Source organism: Mucilaginibacter celer (assembly GCF_003576455.2).
GTDB classification, from domain to species: Bacteria; Bacteroidota; Bacteroidia; order Sphingobacteriales; family Sphingobacteriaceae; genus Mucilaginibacter; species Mucilaginibacter celer.
Genome location: NZ_CP032869.1, coordinates 2,473,311 through 2,492,666 on the forward strand (window position 1 = coordinate 2,473,311; position 19,356 = coordinate 2,492,666).

11 protein-coding genes are annotated in these 19,356 nt (G+C 44.4%); 9 read left to right on the forward strand and 2 right to left on the reverse strand.

Annotated features, from left to right (window positions below):
* Nucleotides 1-250: 250 nt before the first annotated feature.
* Nucleotides 251-940, forward strand: coding sequence for a ribose 5-phosphate isomerase A (gene rpiA, locus HYN43_RS09855; protein WP_119411533.1), 690 nt, complete (start codon nucleotides 251-253; stop codon nucleotides 938-940).
* Between the two features lies 1 nt (nucleotide 941).
* Here the strand turns inward: rpiA and HYN43_RS09860 are convergent, their stop codons facing one another.
* Nucleotides 942-2,285 carry a deoxyguanosinetriphosphate triphosphohydrolase gene (locus HYN43_RS09860; protein ID WP_119411534.1) on the reverse strand — a complete coding sequence of 448 codons (1,344 nt, stop codon included), beginning with the start codon at nucleotides 2,283-2,285 and terminating at the stop codon, nucleotides 942-944.
* A gap of 266 nt (nucleotides 2,286-2,551) precedes the next feature.
* Nucleotides 2,552-4,162, reverse strand: a complete 1,611-nt coding sequence (locus HYN43_RS09865; protein WP_119411535.1) for a Na+/H+ antiporter — start codon at nucleotides 4,160-4,162, stop codon at nucleotides 2,552-2,554.
* A 267-nt stretch (nucleotides 4,163-4,429) separates the two neighbouring features.
* Here HYN43_RS09865 and HYN43_RS09870 point away from each other — a divergent pair, with 267 nt between their 5' ends.
* From HYN43_RS09870 to HYN43_RS09905, 8 genes are all read left to right on the forward strand, one after another.
* A complete protein-coding gene (locus HYN43_RS09870) occupies nucleotides 4,430-4,822 on the forward strand; it encodes a hypothetical protein (RefSeq protein ID WP_162996399.1) in 393 nt (130 codons plus the stop codon).
* 64 nt (nucleotides 4,823-4,886) lie between these two features.
* The gene (locus HYN43_RS09875) at nucleotides 4,887-6,083 is read left to right on the forward strand and encodes an efflux RND transporter periplasmic adaptor subunit (RefSeq protein WP_205589909.1); all 1,197 of its coding nucleotides are present in this window, start codon (nucleotides 4,887-4,889) and stop codon (nucleotides 6,081-6,083) included.
* Nucleotides 6,084-6,156: 73 nt separating this feature from the next.
* On the forward strand, nucleotides 6,157-9,321 hold the full coding sequence (locus HYN43_RS09880) for an efflux RND transporter permease subunit (RefSeq protein ID WP_119411537.1): 3,165 nt from the start codon (nucleotides 6,157-6,159) through the stop codon (nucleotides 9,319-9,321).
* Between the two features lie 12 nt (nucleotides 9,322-9,333).
* Complete coding sequence (locus tag HYN43_RS30735; protein ID WP_119411538.1) at nucleotides 9,334-10,779, forward strand: TolC family protein; 1,446 nt, start codon at nucleotides 9,334-9,336, stop codon at nucleotides 10,777-10,779.
* A 282-nt stretch (nucleotides 10,780-11,061) separates the two neighbouring features.
* Nucleotides 11,062-13,920, forward strand: coding sequence for a M16 family metallopeptidase (locus HYN43_RS09890; RefSeq protein WP_119411539.1), 2,859 nt, complete (start codon nucleotides 11,062-11,064; stop codon nucleotides 13,918-13,920).
* Between the two features lie 269 nt (nucleotides 13,921-14,189).
* The gene (locus tag HYN43_RS09895; protein ID WP_119411540.1) at nucleotides 14,190-14,780 is read left to right on the forward strand and encodes an RNA polymerase sigma-70 factor; all 591 of its coding nucleotides are present in this window, start codon (nucleotides 14,190-14,192) and stop codon (nucleotides 14,778-14,780) included.
* A gap of 269 nt (nucleotides 14,781-15,049) precedes the next feature.
* A complete protein-coding gene (locus tag HYN43_RS09900; protein ID WP_119411541.1) occupies nucleotides 15,050-16,243 on the forward strand; it encodes a FecR family protein in 1,194 nt (397 codons plus the stop codon).
* A gap of 266 nt (nucleotides 16,244-16,509) precedes the next feature.
* Complete coding sequence (locus tag HYN43_RS09905; RefSeq protein ID WP_162996400.1) at nucleotides 16,510-19,353, forward strand: TonB-dependent receptor; 2,844 nt, start codon at nucleotides 16,510-16,512, stop codon at nucleotides 19,351-19,353.
* Nucleotides 19,354-19,356: the final 3 nt, after the last annotated feature.

Below are 19,356 nucleotides of genomic sequence, written 5' to 3' on the forward strand. Positions count from 1 at the left end.
CTCGAACTTGCGGAGTTGCTTGTCCTACGGGAGACGCATATGATGTGTCTCTACATAAAAAATAAAAAAAATAAAATGTTTTCATCCCTCATTCGTCTTCATTAATAAGAGACAACAAAACAGATTTATCTATCAACCCAAATAAAACACAATGAAAACACAAAGCAAACCAGCTAATCACCTTTGGGAAGGCATCGACGACTAAAAAATAAAGATCAAATATTAACCATCCACACTGTATCTTAGCCGCATGACGGATCATAAACTGGAAGCAGCCAAAGCGGCATCAACCCTTGTTTGCGCAGGCCAAACCATTGGTTTGGGTGCAGGTACCACCATTGCACATTTGGTTAATATTATAGCTGAAAATAAAGAACTGGCCGGTTCATTAATATTCACTTCTTCTTCGTTTAAAACAACACAATTGTTAAGCAAACAGGGCTTGCGTATCCAGTCGCCTGCTTTGCTTGATCATATTGACATTTACTTTGACGGCTGCGACCAGTTTGACGGTGAGTTAAATGCACTAAAAAGCGGTGGCGGCATCCATACCTCCGAGAAGATCTTGGCTTCTATGGCTAATGAATTCATCCTGTTAGGAGATGATACCAAATTTGAAACTCAGCTAAATGCCACTTATCCCCTTGTTATCGAGATCTTGCCGCAGGCTTTGCAGATTGTTCTCTCTAAATTAAAAAGTATTTTTCCATCAGCAACACTTACCCAACGGATGAGCACCCAAAAAGACGGTGCCTTAATATCTGACAATGGCAATATGCTGGTTGATGTGCAGTTTACCGAATTGCCCTCGCCCGAAAAACTAAATACCCTGGTAAAAATGATACCCGGAGTTGTGGAACATTCCCTGTTTTATCAGCTGGCAACCCAAGCTATCATCTCAGGCGAACAAGGTATCCGCATCATTATGCCGCAACGGTAAATCAACTCATGGATGGAAATGAGATACCTTTGATTTTCCTGAACAGTTCAACCGCGTACAAATCTGTCATGCCCGAAACAAAATCAAGGATGCTCTGGATCTTTGAATAATCATCAGTTGCGGTAGTGAGGAATTGTTTAGGGATTAACTCAATCAGTTTTTGGTGGTATTTGGAGTTGTTTTTCAGATACGCGGGAACAAATTCTTCCAATAAACCACCCATTACTTTGTAACCGGCAACCTCTTTTTGTACTACCGAGCTGTAATTATAGATTTTTTTAACCGATACCTTTTCAATGGCCTTCATGGCGGCTACAAAATCATCTTCTATCTGATCGATCAGTGCCGAATTAAAATCGCCATTCAGTATTTGTTCCTGTTTATCATAAAACAGGTTTGAGCATTGCGCTACCAACGTATTGATGGCAATAGCCCTCAGGTAGCCTACCTTGGCATCTGTATCTTCAATTTCTACCAGTCGCTCACTCATCCTCGGAATTTTACAAAGCGGCATCAGCAAATCTTCCACTTCCTGGTATGAGAGAATTTTAAGGCGGTGGGCGTCTTCCAGGTCAACAACGTTGTAACAGATGTCATCAGCTGCTTCAACCAGATATACTAAAGGGTGTCTTTTGTAAACAGGTTCATCCCCTTCAACCCTAACCAAACCAAGATCATTAGCTATCTTTTCAAAATCCTGTTGCTCAGATGCAAAGAAGCCATATTTTTTTGTGTAGATATTCTTTTTGTTGTGCCCGGCTACAGACGAGCACGGATACTTGGCTATGGAAGCCATAGTTGAATACGTTAAAGCTAAACTGCCCTTACCCTTACCTGCAAACTGATGGGTTAAGATGCGCAGGGCGTTAGCATTACCTTCAAAATGAGTAAGATCCTGCCATTGCTGCGTGGTAACCGTTTTTTCATACACTTTGCCATAGCCCTCGGCAAAATAATGAGATATTGCCGATTCGCCGGAGTGTCCAAAGGCAGGATTACCCAAATCGTGCGCCAAACAGGCTGCGGCTATCATGTTACCGATCTCGCTGATCAGCGGGTATTTTTTCTCTACTTCAGCATCAGCTTTCAGCATCCGGTTAAAATGCATCCGGCCTAACGAGCGGCCCACGCTGGCCACTTCCAAACTGTGGGTAAGGCGGTTATGTACAAACACACTTCCCGGCAAAGGAAAAACCTGGGTTTTATTCTGCAACCTCCTGAAAGGAGATGAAAAAATTATCCGGTCGTAATCCCGCTGAAATTCTGATCGCGCATCGATATGATCCGCGATGTATTTATGTTCGTAACCCCAGCGTTTGGCCGATAATAGTTGATCCCAGTTCATTGATAGCATATAGTGTATAGGCGGCAAAACTAATTATTTTGTGGGATAAATAACTTCTCCCTTTAGGCATAGCCGTCAAGTTAAGGAACAGGCTTTTAAATTCCTCTCTTGAGAGGGGGCGCGACGGGAAAGCGTGGGAACAGGGGTGTGTTATACGAGCGATAATCACATGCAGAGTAACACACCCTCCACCCCTCTCAAGAGGGGAATCGCACAATTCCACCGCTTTTTAAGTTGACGGCTACACCTCCTTAAAGGCCAGGGGCTTACCCCATTTCAAAATGCTGGCGAAGTTTCTCTTCCTCAAGGTCAAGCAATTCCAGTTGATGCCTGATGATACTATCGCTGATATTTTCCTTTTTATTGAGGGTTAATAGCAAATCGCGCTGTTTTGCCATAATATCATCCATAATTAAACGGTAATCGTGATAAAACTCATCGGCCCGTTGTTCGCTGCAATCCTTCTCCCAGTCTTCCAGTAATTCCATGTCGGCATTAAGCCTTAACTGCAATGCTTTGATCATATTGTTATTAGCCAGATGATTAGCATACTTGTCATCAAGCAGTTGTAAAGCCAGTTTGGATAATTTTTTGCGCACCATTTGCCTTTGCTGCTCGGGCGAAACGGTAAGGTCGGGATCAGGTAAATTCACCAGTTTTACAAGCAGCGGCAGGGAAAGGCCTTGTAAAACCAGCGTAACTATAATTACCGAAAAGGTAATAAAAAGAATCATGTTGCGCTGCGGAAATGCCGCGCCCGAAGGTAAATGCTCAGGGATGCTTAAAGCGGCAGCCAGCGAAACCACGCCACGCATACCGGCCCAACCCAATAATAAAGGCCCTTTCCAACCCGGGTTAGGATCGGCAGTGGTAATGTATTTGCTGATAAATACCGTAAATACCGAGGCTCCGAATGTACTGGCCAGGCGACTTACAATCAATACACCGGTAATGATCAGGCTGTAAGTAACAGCTGTAGTAAGGCCATCAGGCCCCAAATCCTTAATAATAACCGGAAACTCGAGCCCTATCAAAATAAAAACAAAACCGTTTAGTACAAAAGCAACGGCTTCCCAAACATTTACGCCCTGCAAACGGCTGCGGTACGTTAATATAACATGTTTTTGCGACGACAGGAAAAGCCCCCCGCTAACCACGGCCAGCACACCCGAAAAATGAAACTCTTCGGCCGCCATATACATTACATAAGGTGTAATAAAAGTAAGTATGATATCGATATTAGCGGTAGTTGGCAGCCACCTGTGGATAGCATAAAAAATGAGCGCTACCAGCAAACCGATAACTACCCCCATTACAATAACCAATACAAAACTTAAAGAAGCTTCACCCAGTGCAAATTTACCTGTTAATACAGCCGCAAGTGCAAAACGGAACACCACCAAACTTGATGCATCGTTAAGCAGGCTTTCGCCCTCTACTATTGAAATAAACCTTTTGGGTACTTTAACATTTTTAAGGATGGCACTTGCCGATACCGCATCAGGCGGTGAAATGATACCACCCAATAAAAAGCCCAGAGCCAGCGTAAATCCCGGGATAACGCTATGCGATACAAAGGCTATTACGCATGATGTTAACACCACAATTAAAAAGGCAAAGCTTGATATCACCCTGCGCCATCTCCAAAAATCTTTCCACGAGGTGTACCAGGCTGCCTCGTAAAGCAGCGGCGGCAAAAAGATCACAAAAATCAAATCGGGCTGAATTTCGATCCCCTTTAAAAAAGGCACAAAGCCCAGCGGTAACCCAACCAGCACAAGTAATATAGGATAAGCTATTTTTATTTTTTGCGCCAGCATTACCACAAACAGGATAACCACAAGCAGGCAGGTACATTGAATAATAAGGTGATGCATAAAGCTAAAATACAATTATTAATTAAAGCAAAGAGGCGTTGCCGGTAAAGAAGCCCGAAGGTAAATTGCCGGCCAAAGCATCAACAAACAATGGTTTTAATGGTTGTTAAAAGTGTTAATAATGTACCCTGCTCAAAAAATGACATTTAAAAAGCTAAAATCCTAAAAAACAGCAATAAAAAATGAAATTCAGGTGGTTTTATATCAAAAAAAATACAAAATAAGTTGAGTTACTTGAAATAATTTAGTAAATTCGCAATCATGGCAATGATGAAAAAAATATTCTTTATATTATTTTTTTTCCAGCTGGCAATAGCGGCTGGTTCTGCCAACGCCGAAGCGATTTTAAGCCACTATAAAAAATCGGGCTCTGCTGCCGATGCCATCTCTTTAAAACATCAGCGTATAATTGGCCAGGTACAGCAACTGGAAGTTCAGGATGATTCTCCTGATTCTGACGGTAATGAGGCTAATCACACACGCAACATCGTTCGTTTTTTACCAAGCCGCATAAACTACTCCACTGCACTTTTGCCGGGGCAACAGGTTTTACTGGCTGATGTTACTTCGGTTGTAGAAAAACAACCAACGCAATATAAATCCACCAAAGGATTTCTTCCGGCGTATTATAATTTCCTGTTCAGACTTAGCCCTTTCTGATATTTCTCTTTGATCTCCGTGTGCTTTTAAAGCACATATTTAATCCCCTGAAATAAATTATAACATGGCTTTTCAGCACATACCGCTGCTGCTTTGCCTCAACATTTCATCAAAAATGAAAAATATCATTAAGTTATTCCCCATAATGGCTTGCGCCATCGCTATATACGTCACGGGTTGCTCGTCGAAAGCCCAATCAACCGAAGAAACGGTAAGTGCTGATACTTTGCAGCTCCCGGTATTCACTTTAAATACCCAGGATACAGTCATCCAAAAATCGTACGTTGCCGATATTCAGGCTCTTAAAAACATCGAGATCCGCTCGCGTGTGCGTGGGTTTCTCGAAAAGATCTATATCGACGAAGGTAAACAGGTTAAAAAAGGCCAGTTGCTGTTTAAGCTTAACGACCAGGAATTTAAAGTAAACCTATCCAAAGCCAAAGCCGCTTTAAGCAATGCCATGGCCGATGCCAAAGCAACCGAGCTTGAAGTGGCAAGGGTTAAGTTGCTGGTTGATAAGAAAGTAATCTCCAAATCAGAACTGGAAGTTGCCGAATCAAAAATGAGTGCCGACAGGGCTACCATTGAAGAAGCACGCTCAATGGTGCAAAGTGCCGAAGATCAACTGGCTTATACCTATATCCACGCCCCGTTTGATGGCATTATTGATCGCATCCCACTTAAATCGGGCAGCTTGATTGATGAGGGTACGCTATTAACCAGCTTATCGGATATCAGCTCGATGTATGCCTACTTCAGTTTTCCCGAAAATGAATACCTGCAATATATCCGCAAAAAAGAATCGGCTCCGGGCCAAACAAGCGATAAGGTGAAACTGGTATTGGCTGATGGTTTAGACTTCCCTTACCAGGGTGAGATAGAAACCGTAGAAGCCGAAATTGAGCAAAAAACAGGTTCCATCAACTTCAGGGCGCGTTTTCCTAATCCTCAAAAATTGTTGCGCCACGGTGCTACCGGCAAACTTTACATCTCTACCAAAGCCGATAGCGTAATTATGGTCCCGCAGCAATCGGTATTTGATATCCAGGATAAAAGCTATGTGTACCTGATAGATAAAAACAATAAGCTGCACATGCAGGCTTTTACGCCGCAAACCCGCCTTTCAAAATATTACATTGTAAAGGATGGCCTGAAAGCCGGCGACAGGATTTTATACGAAGGTGCGCAGAACGTGCGCGATGGTATGACCATTAAACCCCAGAAAGCGGCAAAAGATTCATTGCTGGCCATGACCAGGTAATGATTGTTTTACCTGTTTTCTCCGGCGCATAAACATGTGCCATTGGTTTATTGTACACTTACCCTAACACACTATGTTCGAAACCTTTATAAAGCGACCGGTGCTGTCGCTGGTTATTTCATTGATTATTACCCTGTTGGGCGTGCTGGCGCTGATTACTTTGCCCGTTACCCAGTTTCCTGATATTGTACCGCCATCGGTTACCGTAACGGCCAACTATACCGGTGCCAACGCCGAGGTATGCGCCAAAGCCGTCGCCACTCCCCTTGAGCGTGCTATTAACGGCGTACCGGGCATGACCTACATGTCTACCGTTTGCAGTAACGACGGTTTAACCGTTATCCAGATCTATTTTAACGTGGGCGTTGATCCCGACCAGGCCGCGGTGAACGTACAAAACCGCGTAGCCACTATTATTGACGAGATGCCGGAAGAGGTTATCAAAGCCGGTGTTACAACCGAAAAAGAGGTCAACAGTATGCTGATGTACCTAAACATTATGAGCCAGGACACCAGCATGGACGAGAAGTTTATTTACAACTTTACCGATATCAACGTACTGCAGGAACTTAAACGTATTGAGGGTGTTGGCCGTGCCGAAATTATGGGTGCCAAAGAATACTCGATGCGTGTTTGGCTTAAACCCGACCGGATGATGGCCTACAAGGTATCAACCGATGAGGTAATTGGTGCTATCCGCGCGCAAAACGTGGAGGCGGCTCCGGGTAAAACGGGGCAAAGCTCGGATAAAAGTCCGCAGGCTTTGCAGTATGTATTGCGCTATTCGGGTAAATTTTTTGAGCCTAAGCAGTATGAAAATATTGTGATCCGTGCGGAGGATGACGGCTCGGTATTAAGATTGAAAGAAATTGCTGATGTTGAATTTGGCTCGTTAACCTACAGTATGGTATCCAATACTGATGGCAAGCCTTCTGCATCTATCATGATAAAACAGCGCCCCGGCTCAAATGCCCGCGATGTAATCAACAACATTAAAACCCGTATGGCCGAGCTTAAAAAAAGCTCGTTCCCCAGCGGGATGACCTACAATGTTAACTATGATGTATCGCGCTTTTTAGATGCTTCCATACATGAAGTATTACGTACGCTTGTTGAAGCTTTTATACTGGTATTCATCGTAGTATATATCTTTTTGCAGAATTTTCGTTCAACCCTTATTCCGGCATTGGCGGTGCCGGTGGCGTTGATTGGTTCGCTGGCTTTTATGCAGATGCTGGGCTTCTCCATTAACCTGCTCACCCTGTTTGCGTTGGTACTGGCGATAGGTATTGTGGTAGATAACGCCATTGTTGTGGTTGAAGCCGTACACGTAAAAATGACTGAAGACCACCTGAGCCCCATGGATGCCACCATTAAAGCCATGGGCGAGATTAGCGGGGCTATTGTGGCTATCACCCTGGTAATGTCGGCAGTGTTTGTGCCGGTGGCTTTCATGTCGGGGCCGGTGGGGGTATTTTACCGGCAGTTTTCGTTAACGCTGGCTATTTCCATCGTCATATCCGGTGTAAATGCCTTAACCCTTACTCCTGCCCTCTGCGCCATTATGCTTAAGCATAACCCGGCATCTAAAAAGAAAAGTATCGTTCAGCGCTTTTTTGGTGGATTTAATAACCGGTACAACAACTTACAGGGCCGGTACTCCACCTTAATGACCTGGCTTTCGCCGCGCAAAGGCCTTACTCTTATTTTATTGGCCGCCTTCTTTGTGCTTACCTGGGGAACCAGCGCTATATTACCTACCGGTTTTATCCCAACCGAAGATCAGGGTATGATTTACGTAAACGTAACAACCCCGGCAGGTGCCACGGTTGAACGTACCGAAGATGTTTTAAAACAGGTAGCCGAAAAAACCAAATCGATAGAAGCAATCGAATCTGTTTCTACCCTATCGGGATATAGTTTGGTGAATGAAATTGCCGGTGCCTCGTATGGTATGGCGATGATTAACCTGAAACCATGGGATGACCGGAAGGAATCGTTAGATGATATTATCAACCTGCTTACCGAAAAAACAAAAAATATCGGGGATGCTTCTATTCAATACTTCCCGCCGCCAACCGTACCGGGTTTTGGTAATGCCAGCGGTTTCGAGATCCGGGTGCTTGACCGCAGCGGGCAGGGCGATTTGCAGAAAGCGGCCAAAGTAACCAAAGATTTTGTAGATGCCTTGAATGCTTCGCCCGAGATTTCGGGAGCCTTTACCAGTTTCGATCCCAATTTTCCGCAATATTTGATTTCTGTAGATCAGCAAACCGCCGCTCAGAAAGGCATTACGGTTGATATGGCCATGTCGACCCTGCAAACATTGATGGGAAGTTTTTATGCCTCAAATTTTATCCGTTTCGGGCAGATGTACAAAGTGATGGTTCAGGCCTCGCCCGAGTATCGCTCACGGCCCGAAGATGTTTTAAACCTGCAGGTAAAGAACGACAAGGGCGAGATGGTTCCGTTCTCTACATTTATTAAAATGGAAAAAGTGTTCGGCCCAGAGCAGCTTACCCGTTACAATATGTACACATCGGCCATGGTTACCGGCGATGCCGCCAAAGGTTTCAGCAGCGGCGATGCCAATAAGGCTATAGAACGAATTGCGGCACAGAAACTGCCCAAAGGTTATACCTTCGAATGGTCGGGTATGACGCGCGAGCAGGTGCTTTCGGGCAATCAGGCTATTTACATTTTTGTGGTGTGCCTGATATTTGTTTACCTGTTGCTTGCCGCGCAATATGAAAGCTTCCTGTTGCCATTACCCGTTATCCTCTCCTTGCCTACCGGTATTTTCGGTGCCTTTTTCTTTTTGAAGATCACCGGGTTGGAGAACAACATTTACGCCCAGGTAGCATTGGTAATGCTTATTGGCTTATTGGGTAAAAACGCCATCCTGATTGTGGAGTTTGCCATTCAACGGCAAAGAGAAGGGTTAAGCATTATTAAAGCAGCAATTGAAGGCGCGGTATCCCGCCTTCGCCCTATCCTCATGACCTCGCTGGCTTTTATAGCAGGCTTGATCCCTTTATGTCTGGCCAGTGGTGCCGGCGCCATGGGTAACCGTTCAATTGGTACAGCCGCTGCCGGGGGGATGCTGATGGGAACCATATTTGGCCTGATATTGATACCGGGGCTTTACGTGATTTTTGCCGGTTTGGCAGAGCGAAACAAAAAATCAAAAAAGCCCACCGAAGTGGTTCATCATGAGTTGGATATCGTAAATAACTAATCAACATCAACAATGCTAAAAAAAGCAATTATATATATATTCAATACAGCACTTGTGGTTGTAATTGCCGCCGGCTGTAAGAGCTATAAGCTTGTCACGGGTGAGGAAGTAAGTAGTAATTTGCCCGCGTCATTCGGCGGAAGTAGGGATACAACCACCATTGCCGCGCTGCCCCTTAACCAGTTCTTTTCGGATCAGAGACTGATCAATCTGATTGACACTGCACTTAAGGCAAACCCCGACTTGCTCTCGGCGCTTCAGCGTGTGGAAGCCGCGCGTGCCAATTTGAGGTTTAACGCCTCGAAGCTTTTACCAACTGTTAATCTCGCCGCCAATGCGGGCATTGAAAAGTATGGTAAATTCACACAAAATGGCGTAGGTAATTACGATACCAATTTTTCAAATAACATCAGCGGCGATCAGCATATTCCCGATCCGGTGCCCAATTACTTCCTCGGTTTTCAAAGTTCGTGGGAAGTTGATCTGTGGGGAAAGCTGAATAACCAGAAAAAGGCTGCTTTTGCACGTTTCCTGGCCAGCCAGAGTGGATATAGGTTGGTTACCACGGCCCTTACAGCCCAGATAGCCGGTTTGTACTACCAGTTACTGGCCTATGATACTGAGTTGAACATCATTAAAAAGAATATCAGGCTACAGGAACATGCCTTGGAGATTGTAAAGATCCAAAAACTGGGCGGCCGCGCCACCGAACTTGCAGTACAGCAATTTGAGGCGCAGCTGGCCCGCACCAAAGGCCTGCAATACATAACCCGCCAGCAAATAACCGAGACAGAAAACATGCTCAGTTTTTTAACCGGCAGCTACTCGGCTAAGATCAGCCGTGATACATCGATCATGAAAACACAATTGCCGTTGGTTACCGGTACGGGTGTCCCTTCGCAAATGCTGCTGAACAGGCCCGATATCCGCGCGGCCGAACTGGAATTGACTGCCATGAATGCCGATATCAAAGCAGCAAGGGCTAACTTTTTCCCTACGCTAACGCTTACTCCATACGTTGGCTATAACAGTTTCAGGGCAAACCTGCTGTTCGACCCCGCGTCATTCACCTATGGGATTTTGGGAGGTGTAACAGCGCCGATATTTAACCGCAAGGCCATCAAAGCCGAATATGAGCGCACGATTGCCGAGCAGAAAGTGGCAGTTTACAATTATCAAAAAAGCATTCTTTCGGGTTTTCAGGAAGTGAAGAACAACCTGAGCGGGATTGATAATTTTAACCATGCTTTTGAATTGAAACAAAGCGAACTACAGGCGCTAAACAACGCTTTGTCGGTAGCCAATGATCTTTATTTGGTTGGCCGGGCAAACTATCTTGAAATTATCACCGCCCAGCGCAGCGTGCTTGATGCCGAGCTTGAACTGGCCGGTATTAAGCGGGATATTTTCCTGAGCTCGGTTAATTTGTACCAGGCTGTTGGTGGCGGCTGGCGGTAAACTTATAAAATTTCCCACTCGCCACCGCTCGTTTCCAAACGAGTAGCAACTATGATCCGGCCCTTGGCCGTTGGGGGCAAAAAACACGAACAGACATCCAAACAGATGTCCGTTCGTGTTTAAATTCTGATCCTGGCATAGTCACAAATCCGTTACAAAAACAATTTAGCTGTCGCAACAATATTAACCAGAAGTATAAATTGCTTAATATAGCTGCTTGCACGCCAACTGAAGGTGGTTTGCAAAATTTTGACTGACTAATACTTAAACTATCAAACACAAATGATCAAACATTTAAAACATGCATTGATTGCCCCGTCAATTGCTGTTATGGCCTTTAGCGCCGCCGCCCAAACGGGTGCCCAACCCAGACTCATTGAAAAAATTACCCGCAAAGGATCAGAACTGGTTATTCCTTACGAAAAATACGTACTACCCAACGGCTTAACCGTTATTTTGGCCGAAGACCATTCAGATCCGCTGGTTCACGTAGATATTACCTATCACGTTGGCTCAGCACGCGAAGAGATTGGCAAATCGGGCTTTGCGCATTTTTTTGAGCACATGATGTTCCAGGGATCAGACCATGTGGCTAACGGCGATCACTTCAAAATCATTACCGAATCGGGCGGCACTTTAAATGGTTCAACCAACCGCGACCGTACCAATTATTATGAAACCGTTCCGGCCAACCAGCTGGAAAAAATGCTTTGGCTGGAATCGGACAGGATGGGCTTTCTGTTAGATGCCGTTACTCAGCAAAAATTTGAGGTACAGCGTGCCACGGTAAAAAACGAACGCGGGCAAAACTATGATAACCGTCCTTACGGTTTGGTTGGCCAGTATGCTTCAAAAACCTTGTACCCCTACGGTCACCCCTATTCCTGGTTAACTATCGGTTATATTGAGGAGTTGAATAAAGTAGGTGTTAATGATCTTAAAAACTTCTTCCTGCGTTGGTACGGGCCTAACAATGCTACCCTTACCATAGGTGGTGATCTGAACCCTAAGCAAACACTTGCCTGGATCAGCAAATATTTCGGCAGCATCCCGCGCGGACCCGAAGTTAAAAACATGTCGTTACCGGCACCTGTTTTAAAATCAGATCGTTATGTATCTTATGTAGATAATTACGCCAAGCTGCCTTTGTTATCGGTAAGCTATCCGGGCGTTAAAATTTATGATAAGGATATGTCGCCGCTTGATGCCTTGTCGGCAATTATTGGCCAGGGTCGTAACTCTATCTTTTACAAAAACTTTGTAAAAACCCGCAAGGCAGCCCAGGCTACTATGGGTTCATCAAATACCGAGCTTGCCGGCGAAATCTCGATGAGAGTAGTTCCATTCCCCGGCCAGACTTTGGCTGATGCCAAGAAACTGATGGATGAATCACTTGCCGAGTTTGAGCAAAAAGGTGTGAGCGATGACGATCTTGCCCGTTTCAAAGCAAATTCTGAAGCCGATTATATCAACAGCTTGTCCAGCGTAAACGGTAAAGTATCCGAGCTGGCCCAGGCCCAAACTTTTACCGGTAACCCTAACCAGATTGGCCGCGAGTTGGCAGCCATCCGCGCGGTTACCAAAGAGGATGTGATGCGTGTTTATAATCAATACATTAAAGGTAAACCGGCCGTAATATTAAGTGTACTGCCTAAAGGCGGGGCTTTACAACCCGTTGCGCCGGATAATTTTACGATTGACACCACCGGTTACAAAAGGCCTGATTACGGTTACAACGGTTTAACTTACCACAAACCTAATGACAATTTTGACCGTAAACTTAAACCGGGCGTTGGCCCTAACCCGGCTATTAAAGTTCCGGCTATGTGGTCGGCCAATACGCCAAACGGTATCAATATTATCGGTACCGAAAACAACGAGATCCCGGCGGTAGCTATATCAATGTCGATAAAAGGTGGTGGTTTATTTGCAGTGGCTAACCCGGCCAAAGCAGGCCTTGCCGGCATTGTAGGCAAAATGATGAATGAGGGTACCCAAAAATATACGTCGGAGCAGTTTAATGCCGAACTCGAAAAGCTGGGTAGCAGCATCAGCGTTTTTGCAAGCTTCGACCAGGTATCGGTAGAAGTTTCATCGCTTACCAAAAACCTGGGTAAAACAATGAGCCTGTTAGAAGAAAGACTATATCACCCTAAATTTACACAAGACGATCTCGACAGGATCAAGAAACAAACCCTTGAAGGCTTTAAACAGGCTAAAACCCAACCGGCCGGTGTAGCCACCACAGTTTACGGAAAAATACTTTATGGCACCGATAACGTGCGCACTTACGCGGCAGGTGGCAATGAAGAAACAGTAGCCGGCATTACCTTACAGGATGTGCAGGATTATTACGATGCCAACTTTGCACCATCGGTAACCAAAGTTGTGGTTGTTGGCGATGTGAATGAAGCTGCGGCAAAAAATGCGCTCGCCTTTTTAAACACCTGGAAAGATAAAAAAATAAGCATCCCTGCACCTGCCGCCGGTAAAACTTTTGATAAAACTACTTTATACCTGGTTGATATTCCTGGTGCTGCACAATCTGAAATCAGGATAGGTTATCTGGATAACATTAACTACGATGCTACGGGCGAGTATTATAAACTGAATATAGCCAACTACATTTTAGGCGGTGCATTCAACAGCCATATCAATCTTAATTTGCGTGAGAAAAAAGGCTGGACTTATGGCGCGCGTTCATCATTTAGCTCGGGCAAATACGGTGGCGATTTCACTGCTTCGGCAGGTGTTTTGGCAACTGCTACAGACAGCTCGGTGGTTGAGTTTATGAAGGAGATTAGCAACTATCAAAAAAACGGTATTACCGCCGATGAACTGAAGTTTACCCAAACCTCGATAGGCCAGGCTGATGCACGCCGTTATGAAACTAACGACCAGAAAGCATCATTTTTATCGCGCATACAGGAGTATAACCTGAAACCATCATTTGTTGATGAGCAAAACAAAATCTTATCAACCATCACCACTGCCGAGATCAATCAACTGGCCACAAAATACCTCGATACCAATAAAATGATCATCCTGGTAGTTGGCGATAAGGCAAAAATTTATTCCGGTTTACAAAAGTTGGGGTATCCTATTGTAGAGCTTGATGCTGATGGTAAAGTGAAGCAATAATTAACATTAACAAATAATTTTTTAAGCCCCTGCTACTAAAATGGCAGGGGTTTTTATTTGATTATGAATGGCTTATCTAATCATGTAAATACTGATAATACACATAAACCAACCTTTAGTGCAACTGAAAAGTTACCATTCCGGACTGATTTATTAACATTGATTTAATGTAACTTAAACACATTAACTACAATTTTGATGCGGCTTTTAAATCAGCATCCCGGAGTGCTGATCAGCTAAAGCTTAAGTTGATCATTGCCGACAGACAGATGGGTATAATAAAGGGCATATTTGGGCATAAAGAAACCGGTTCGGTAACCGAACAGCCAGACCTTAATATCATCTTTAATGAATACTATGACAGGCTGGTATATTTTTCACTTCAGCTTGTAAAAGATAAAGAGCAGGCCGAAGACATTGCACAGGAGGCCTTTATTAAATATTGGGATCAGCACCAAAACGTAGCCCCGCATCCCATCGCCATTAAAAATTTCCTTTACAGTACAGTTCGTAATGCAAGCCTTAATGTGATAAGGCATAATAAGGTTGTTGAAGGCTATATAGAATTGCATGGCAATGCCGAACCCGAAGAACCGCCTGTAATTGAAGCTATTATTACAGCCGAAGCAGTGGCCGAAATCCACGCTGCGCTTCAAACCCTGCCCGAAAGTCATCGCATCATTTCAATTATGGGTTATTTTGAGGGTAAAAAGAACCAGGAGATCGCCGATGAGTTGGGCATGTCTGTCAACACGGTAAAAAAGCAAAAACAACGCGCATTGGAGCTGATGCGGATGCAACTCTCGCCAGAAGTTTTTGCTTTGCTTGTTGCTGCGGGGTTTTCTTTTCTTAATCGATAAGGTTTTTCTTTCTTTCAGTTCCTCTCTCATTTCAAGCTTCGTGCCCTTATGTTCGTATATAATACTAAGCCGCGCTTGTAGACCTGGCGTAGAGTTGTTGGTGACAACAACCAACAACGGCCAGAGCGAACACCTGTGTTGACAACACCAACAACGGCGAGGAGCCACTCAAAATCGGGATTCTCCATCTCCTCAAAAAAATAAAAAAAATTTACCCCCTCCTTTATCCACTTCCCAAACAAAGGTGTCTTTATATACGAAAAGGGAAAATGACTAATTACAACGCACACTTTGATCTTGGCCACCTGGTAGCAAAATACATGCAGGGCAAACTCAGCGACCATGAAAATATTGAACTGGAACAATGGCTTCAGGCTGATAACCGTAACCGGGAGCTTTTTAAAAAACTAACCGATGAGCATTCACTAAAAGAGAAGCTCGAAATATTTTCGGCTACCGATAAATCGGCAGCATGGCAAAACATTGTAAAAAATACCGGCTATAAAAGCAAGCCCAATAAAACCCGCCGGATAGCCTATGCCGCTGTTATTGCATTGTTGGTGGCTTTAGGCATTTCACTCACACGCCATCAACAGCAAAAAACAGAAACGCTGGTAGCTAATCATGCTGTAAAAGATTTACAGCCAGGCACCAATAAAGCCACACTAACGCTGGCCGATGGCTCTACTTTGGTATTGGATAGCAATCGCCGTGGCAAAATTGCCAGCCAGCAAAATGTGGTGATCAAAGCGGATGAAGATGGAAAGCTTGTTTATGAAGCAAGCCGGGGTGACGAACTTGCGCGTCCCTCCGCTCCTGTCCTTACTATAGCATTAAACGTATTAACCACGCCACGCGGTGGGCAGTACCAGCTTGTTTTGCCCGATGGTACAAAGGTTTGGTTAAACGCAGCCTCATCTTTAAAATATCCTGCGGCCTTTACTGGTATTGAACGGAAGGTTGAACTTACCGGCGAGGCTTATTTTGAAGTAAGTAAAGATCCCTCAAAACCGTTTTACGTAAAAACCGCCGGCCAAACAGTAACAGTATTAGGTACTCACTTCAATATCAACAGCTATACCGATGAAGCGGCAACAAAAACTACACTGCTTGAAGGCAGCGTAAAGGTGACCGGCAACAACGGGCAATCAGTAAAGATTAAACCGGGTGAACAGGCTGTAAACTATGCCAATGACATCAGCATAAAACAAAACGTAAATACCGACGAGGCCATCGCCTGGAAAAACGGCAAATTCATGTTCAGGAATACCGATCTGCAAACCATTATGCGCCAGCTATCGCGATGGTATGATGTGGATGTGGAGTACCGGGGCACTATAGCGCAAAAACATTATATGGGGCGCATATCGCGCAATGTACCCGTATCGCAAATATTCGAGATCCTAAAAACAAGCGGCTTAAACTTCACAATTAACGGGAGGAAAATTATAGTAAAATCATAAAACGCCTTTTGCGGCAGGCAGCCAGGCTGTATGCTAAGGTCGTTCCCATAAAAAAAACCGAAAGTGTTGCGACCACTTCCGGCTATTTTTTGAGGGCCGACAGAAAAAAAACTTATCGACTAATACCTTTTAAACTAATCAACCCAAACAAAAATATGGATTTTTCTCCATTTTCTGTGCCCGTACTTAATGCAGGCCCGGTAAATAAAATCAAAAATGCTACCAAAAGTTTCCGGCTGAATCCGGACACCAAAAGGAAATTAATTATGCGCATAAAACTTGTTACAGCCCTTTTATTTGCAGTTTGTCTGCATATCAGCGCCAAAAGTTTCAGCCAGAACATTACCCTCGCCGAAAAGAACAGCAGCCTCGAAACTGTTTTAAACAAAATTGAGCAGCAAAGCGGTTACGATATTTTTATGCAAACCGAACTGCTTGCGGGTAGTAACAAAGTATCTTTAAATGTAAAGAACCAACCATTGGCTAAAGTTCTTGAAAAAGTATTTAAAGATCAGCCGGTTACCTTTGCCATTGTTGGGCATACTATTGTAGTAAAAGAAAAAAACGCGGTAGCGGCACAAAACACAACGGGTGCACCGGCAACGGTATACACCGGTAAAGTTGTTGATGCCGCAACCAACGAACCGCTGATTGGTGCCTCGATAGGATTGAAAGGCACAACCAAAGCAACTACCACAGGCCTAAATGGTACTTTTAAGTTAGATATTGGCTCAGCCCAGGGTTCGGTACTGGTAATATCATACATTGGTTATGTTACTAAAGAGGTAACGCTTTCGGGTGCAAGCGAGCTTGGCTTGATAACTATGCAACCTGCAGCCAACTCAATGAAAGAAGTTGTAGTAACCGGCGACGTTGCTGTTGACCGCAGAACTCCTATCGCGGCAACTACCATCAACCAGCAATTTATTGAAGAAAAAATTGGCACCAGGGATATTCCGCAGCTTTTACAGGGTACCCCGGGTGTAATGGCCACTGCACAAGGCGGCGGTTACGGCGATTCACGCATCAGCATCCGTGGTTTTTCGAGCGGGTCAAAAAAAGGGAACGTAGCTTTAACCATTAATGGCATCCCGGTTAATGATATGGAGAACGGATCTATCTTCTGGTCAAACTGGTCGGGCCTTACTGATGTTACCACCTCGGTGCAAATTCAGCGCGGTTTAGGTGCATCGAAGATCATTGTGCCATCATTTGGCGGTACCATTAACATCACTACCCGTAATACCGATATGGAAAAAGGCGGTTACATTGCCCAATCGTACGGCAGCGATAACCTGCAAAAAACAGCGGTATTGGTTTCAACCGGTTTAAATGACAAAGGCTGGGCCATGACATTTCAGGGTAGCCGTAATAAAGGCGATGGCTTTGCCGATGGTTTGAACTATTTGGGATACAACTACTTCTTCAACCTATCTAAAGTATTAAGCCCGAGCCAAACCTTATCATTCTCGGTAATGGGCGCTACGCAAACACACGGGCAGCGTCCGCAACGTTCAATTGCCGAGTATCAGAATGCACCGCAGGATATCCGCTGGAATTATTATTTAGGTGTTAAAGATGGCAAGCAGATCAACCCGTATAACAACACCTTCAGCAAACCGGTATTTTCTGTAAACCATGATTGGACTATCAGCGAAAAATCGAGCCTTTCTACCGTTTTATATGCTACTTACGGTACCGGTGGCGGTGGCTCGATAGGCGGTACTGTTACCAACCCGGTTAGGGTAAGCAATTTTTATTCGCCGTTTGATTTTACGGCGGTTGAAAAAAGTAATGCAGCCAACCCGGATGGTTCTGCAAGTACTTACTTTTATTCGGCCCATAATGATCATACCTGGTATGGCATCAGGAGTACTTACCGCACCCGTTTTGGCAACAATATCGATTTTTCGGGCGGTATTGACCTGAGATCGTATAAAGGAACCCATTACGAGGAAGTGACCGATTTATTGGGTGCCGATTATGTGTATAACCCATATACCGGTACTACCGCCGTTGGCAGTGCATCGGGCGATATCAACAACCCGCAAAAACGCGCGGTGGTTGGCGATAAAATAGCATATTTCAATAAAGACTACGTACAATCGGGCGGCGCATTTATGCAGGCCGAATACGTTAAGGATAGCTTCTCGGCATTTATAACCCTATCAGGTTCGGGCACTGCTGATAAACGCGTGGATTTGTTTAACTACCTCAACAGTGATCCTAACCAAAAAAGCCCTTATGTTAGCTTCTTTACCTACCAGGCTAAAGGCGGTGCAAATTATAACATCAACGATCAGATGAACATATTTGCCAATATAGGTTATATCACTAAACCACCGTACTTTGACAACGTATTCCAGAAGTTTACCAATAATATTAACCACGGTACCGTAAGCGAAAAGCTGTTTAGCTATGAGTTGGGTTATGGTTATAAAATATCAAACTTCAGCGCCAAATTAAACCTGTACCGTTCAAACTACGGTGATGAATCGTTTTCAAACTCGTATGGCGATACCAAAACCAACCAGTTATACAGCGTAAACGTGGCCGGTGTGAGCGAACTGCACCAGGGTGCCGAATTAGAACTTACGCTTAAACCTGTAAAAGAAGTAACACTTGGCGGTATGATATCATACGGCGACTGGCATTATACTAAAGATGCAGGCCCTGCAACAGTATTTAACAGCAACCAGCAGGTGGTAGCAACAGTTAATAAAGTTTTCCTGAAAGGCCTTAAAGTTGGTGATGCCGGGCAAACCACAGCCGGTTTGCGCCTGGATGTTGACGTATTGCCTGCCCTTAGGTTAGGTACCAACTATAGCTATATAGCCAACTACTACTCAAACTTTGTTTTCTCAAACATTACCAAACCCGATTTAACTCCTTATAAAATACCAAACTATTCGGTATGGGACCTGAACGGTGTTTTCAAATTTAAAATTGCCGGGTTGGATTCATACCTCATCGGAAACGTAAACAACCTGCTGAATACCAAATATATTTCAGACGCTTTCGATTCGAACGCGGTGGGTACACCGGCTGCTGTTAACGTTTACTACGGTTTAGGCAGAACCTTTACAACAAGCATAAAAGTTAAATTTTAATAC

Coding starts and splice junctions, on each gene's coding strand:
- HYN43_RS09875 (WP_205589909.1), top strand. CDS start 4,887: ATGGCTTTTCAGCACATACCGCTGCTGCTTTGCCTCAACATTTCATCA.
- HYN43_RS09895 (WP_119411540.1), top strand. CDS start 14,190: ATGGGTATAATAAAGGGCATATTTGGGCATAAAGAAACCGGTTCGGTA.
- HYN43_RS09905 (WP_162996400.1), top strand. CDS start 16,510: ATGCGCATAAAACTTGTTACAGCCCTTTTATTTGCAGTTTGTCTGCAT.
- HYN43_RS09860 (WP_119411534.1), bottom strand. CDS start 2,285: ATGAACTGGGATCAACTATTATCGGCCAAACGCTGGGGTTACGAACAT.
- HYN43_RS30735 (WP_119411538.1), top strand. CDS start 9,334: ATGCTAAAAAAAGCAATTATATATATATTCAATACAGCACTTGTGGTT.
- HYN43_RS09900 (WP_119411541.1), top strand. CDS start 15,050: ATGACTAATTACAACGCACACTTTGATCTTGGCCACCTGGTAGCAAAA.
- rpiA (WP_119411533.1), top strand. CDS start 251: ATGACGGATCATAAACTGGAAGCAGCCAAAGCGGCATCAACCCTTGTT.
- HYN43_RS09880 (WP_119411537.1), top strand. CDS start 6,157: ATGTTCGAAACCTTTATAAAGCGACCGGTGCTGTCGCTGGTTATTTCA.
- HYN43_RS09870 (WP_162996399.1), top strand. CDS start 4,430: ATGATGAAAAAAATATTCTTTATATTATTTTTTTTCCAGCTGGCAATA.
- HYN43_RS09890 (WP_119411539.1), top strand. CDS start 11,062: ATGATCAAACATTTAAAACATGCATTGATTGCCCCGTCAATTGCTGTT.
- HYN43_RS09865 (WP_119411535.1), bottom strand. CDS start 4,162: ATGCATCACCTTATTATTCAATGTACCTGCCTGCTTGTGGTTATCCTG.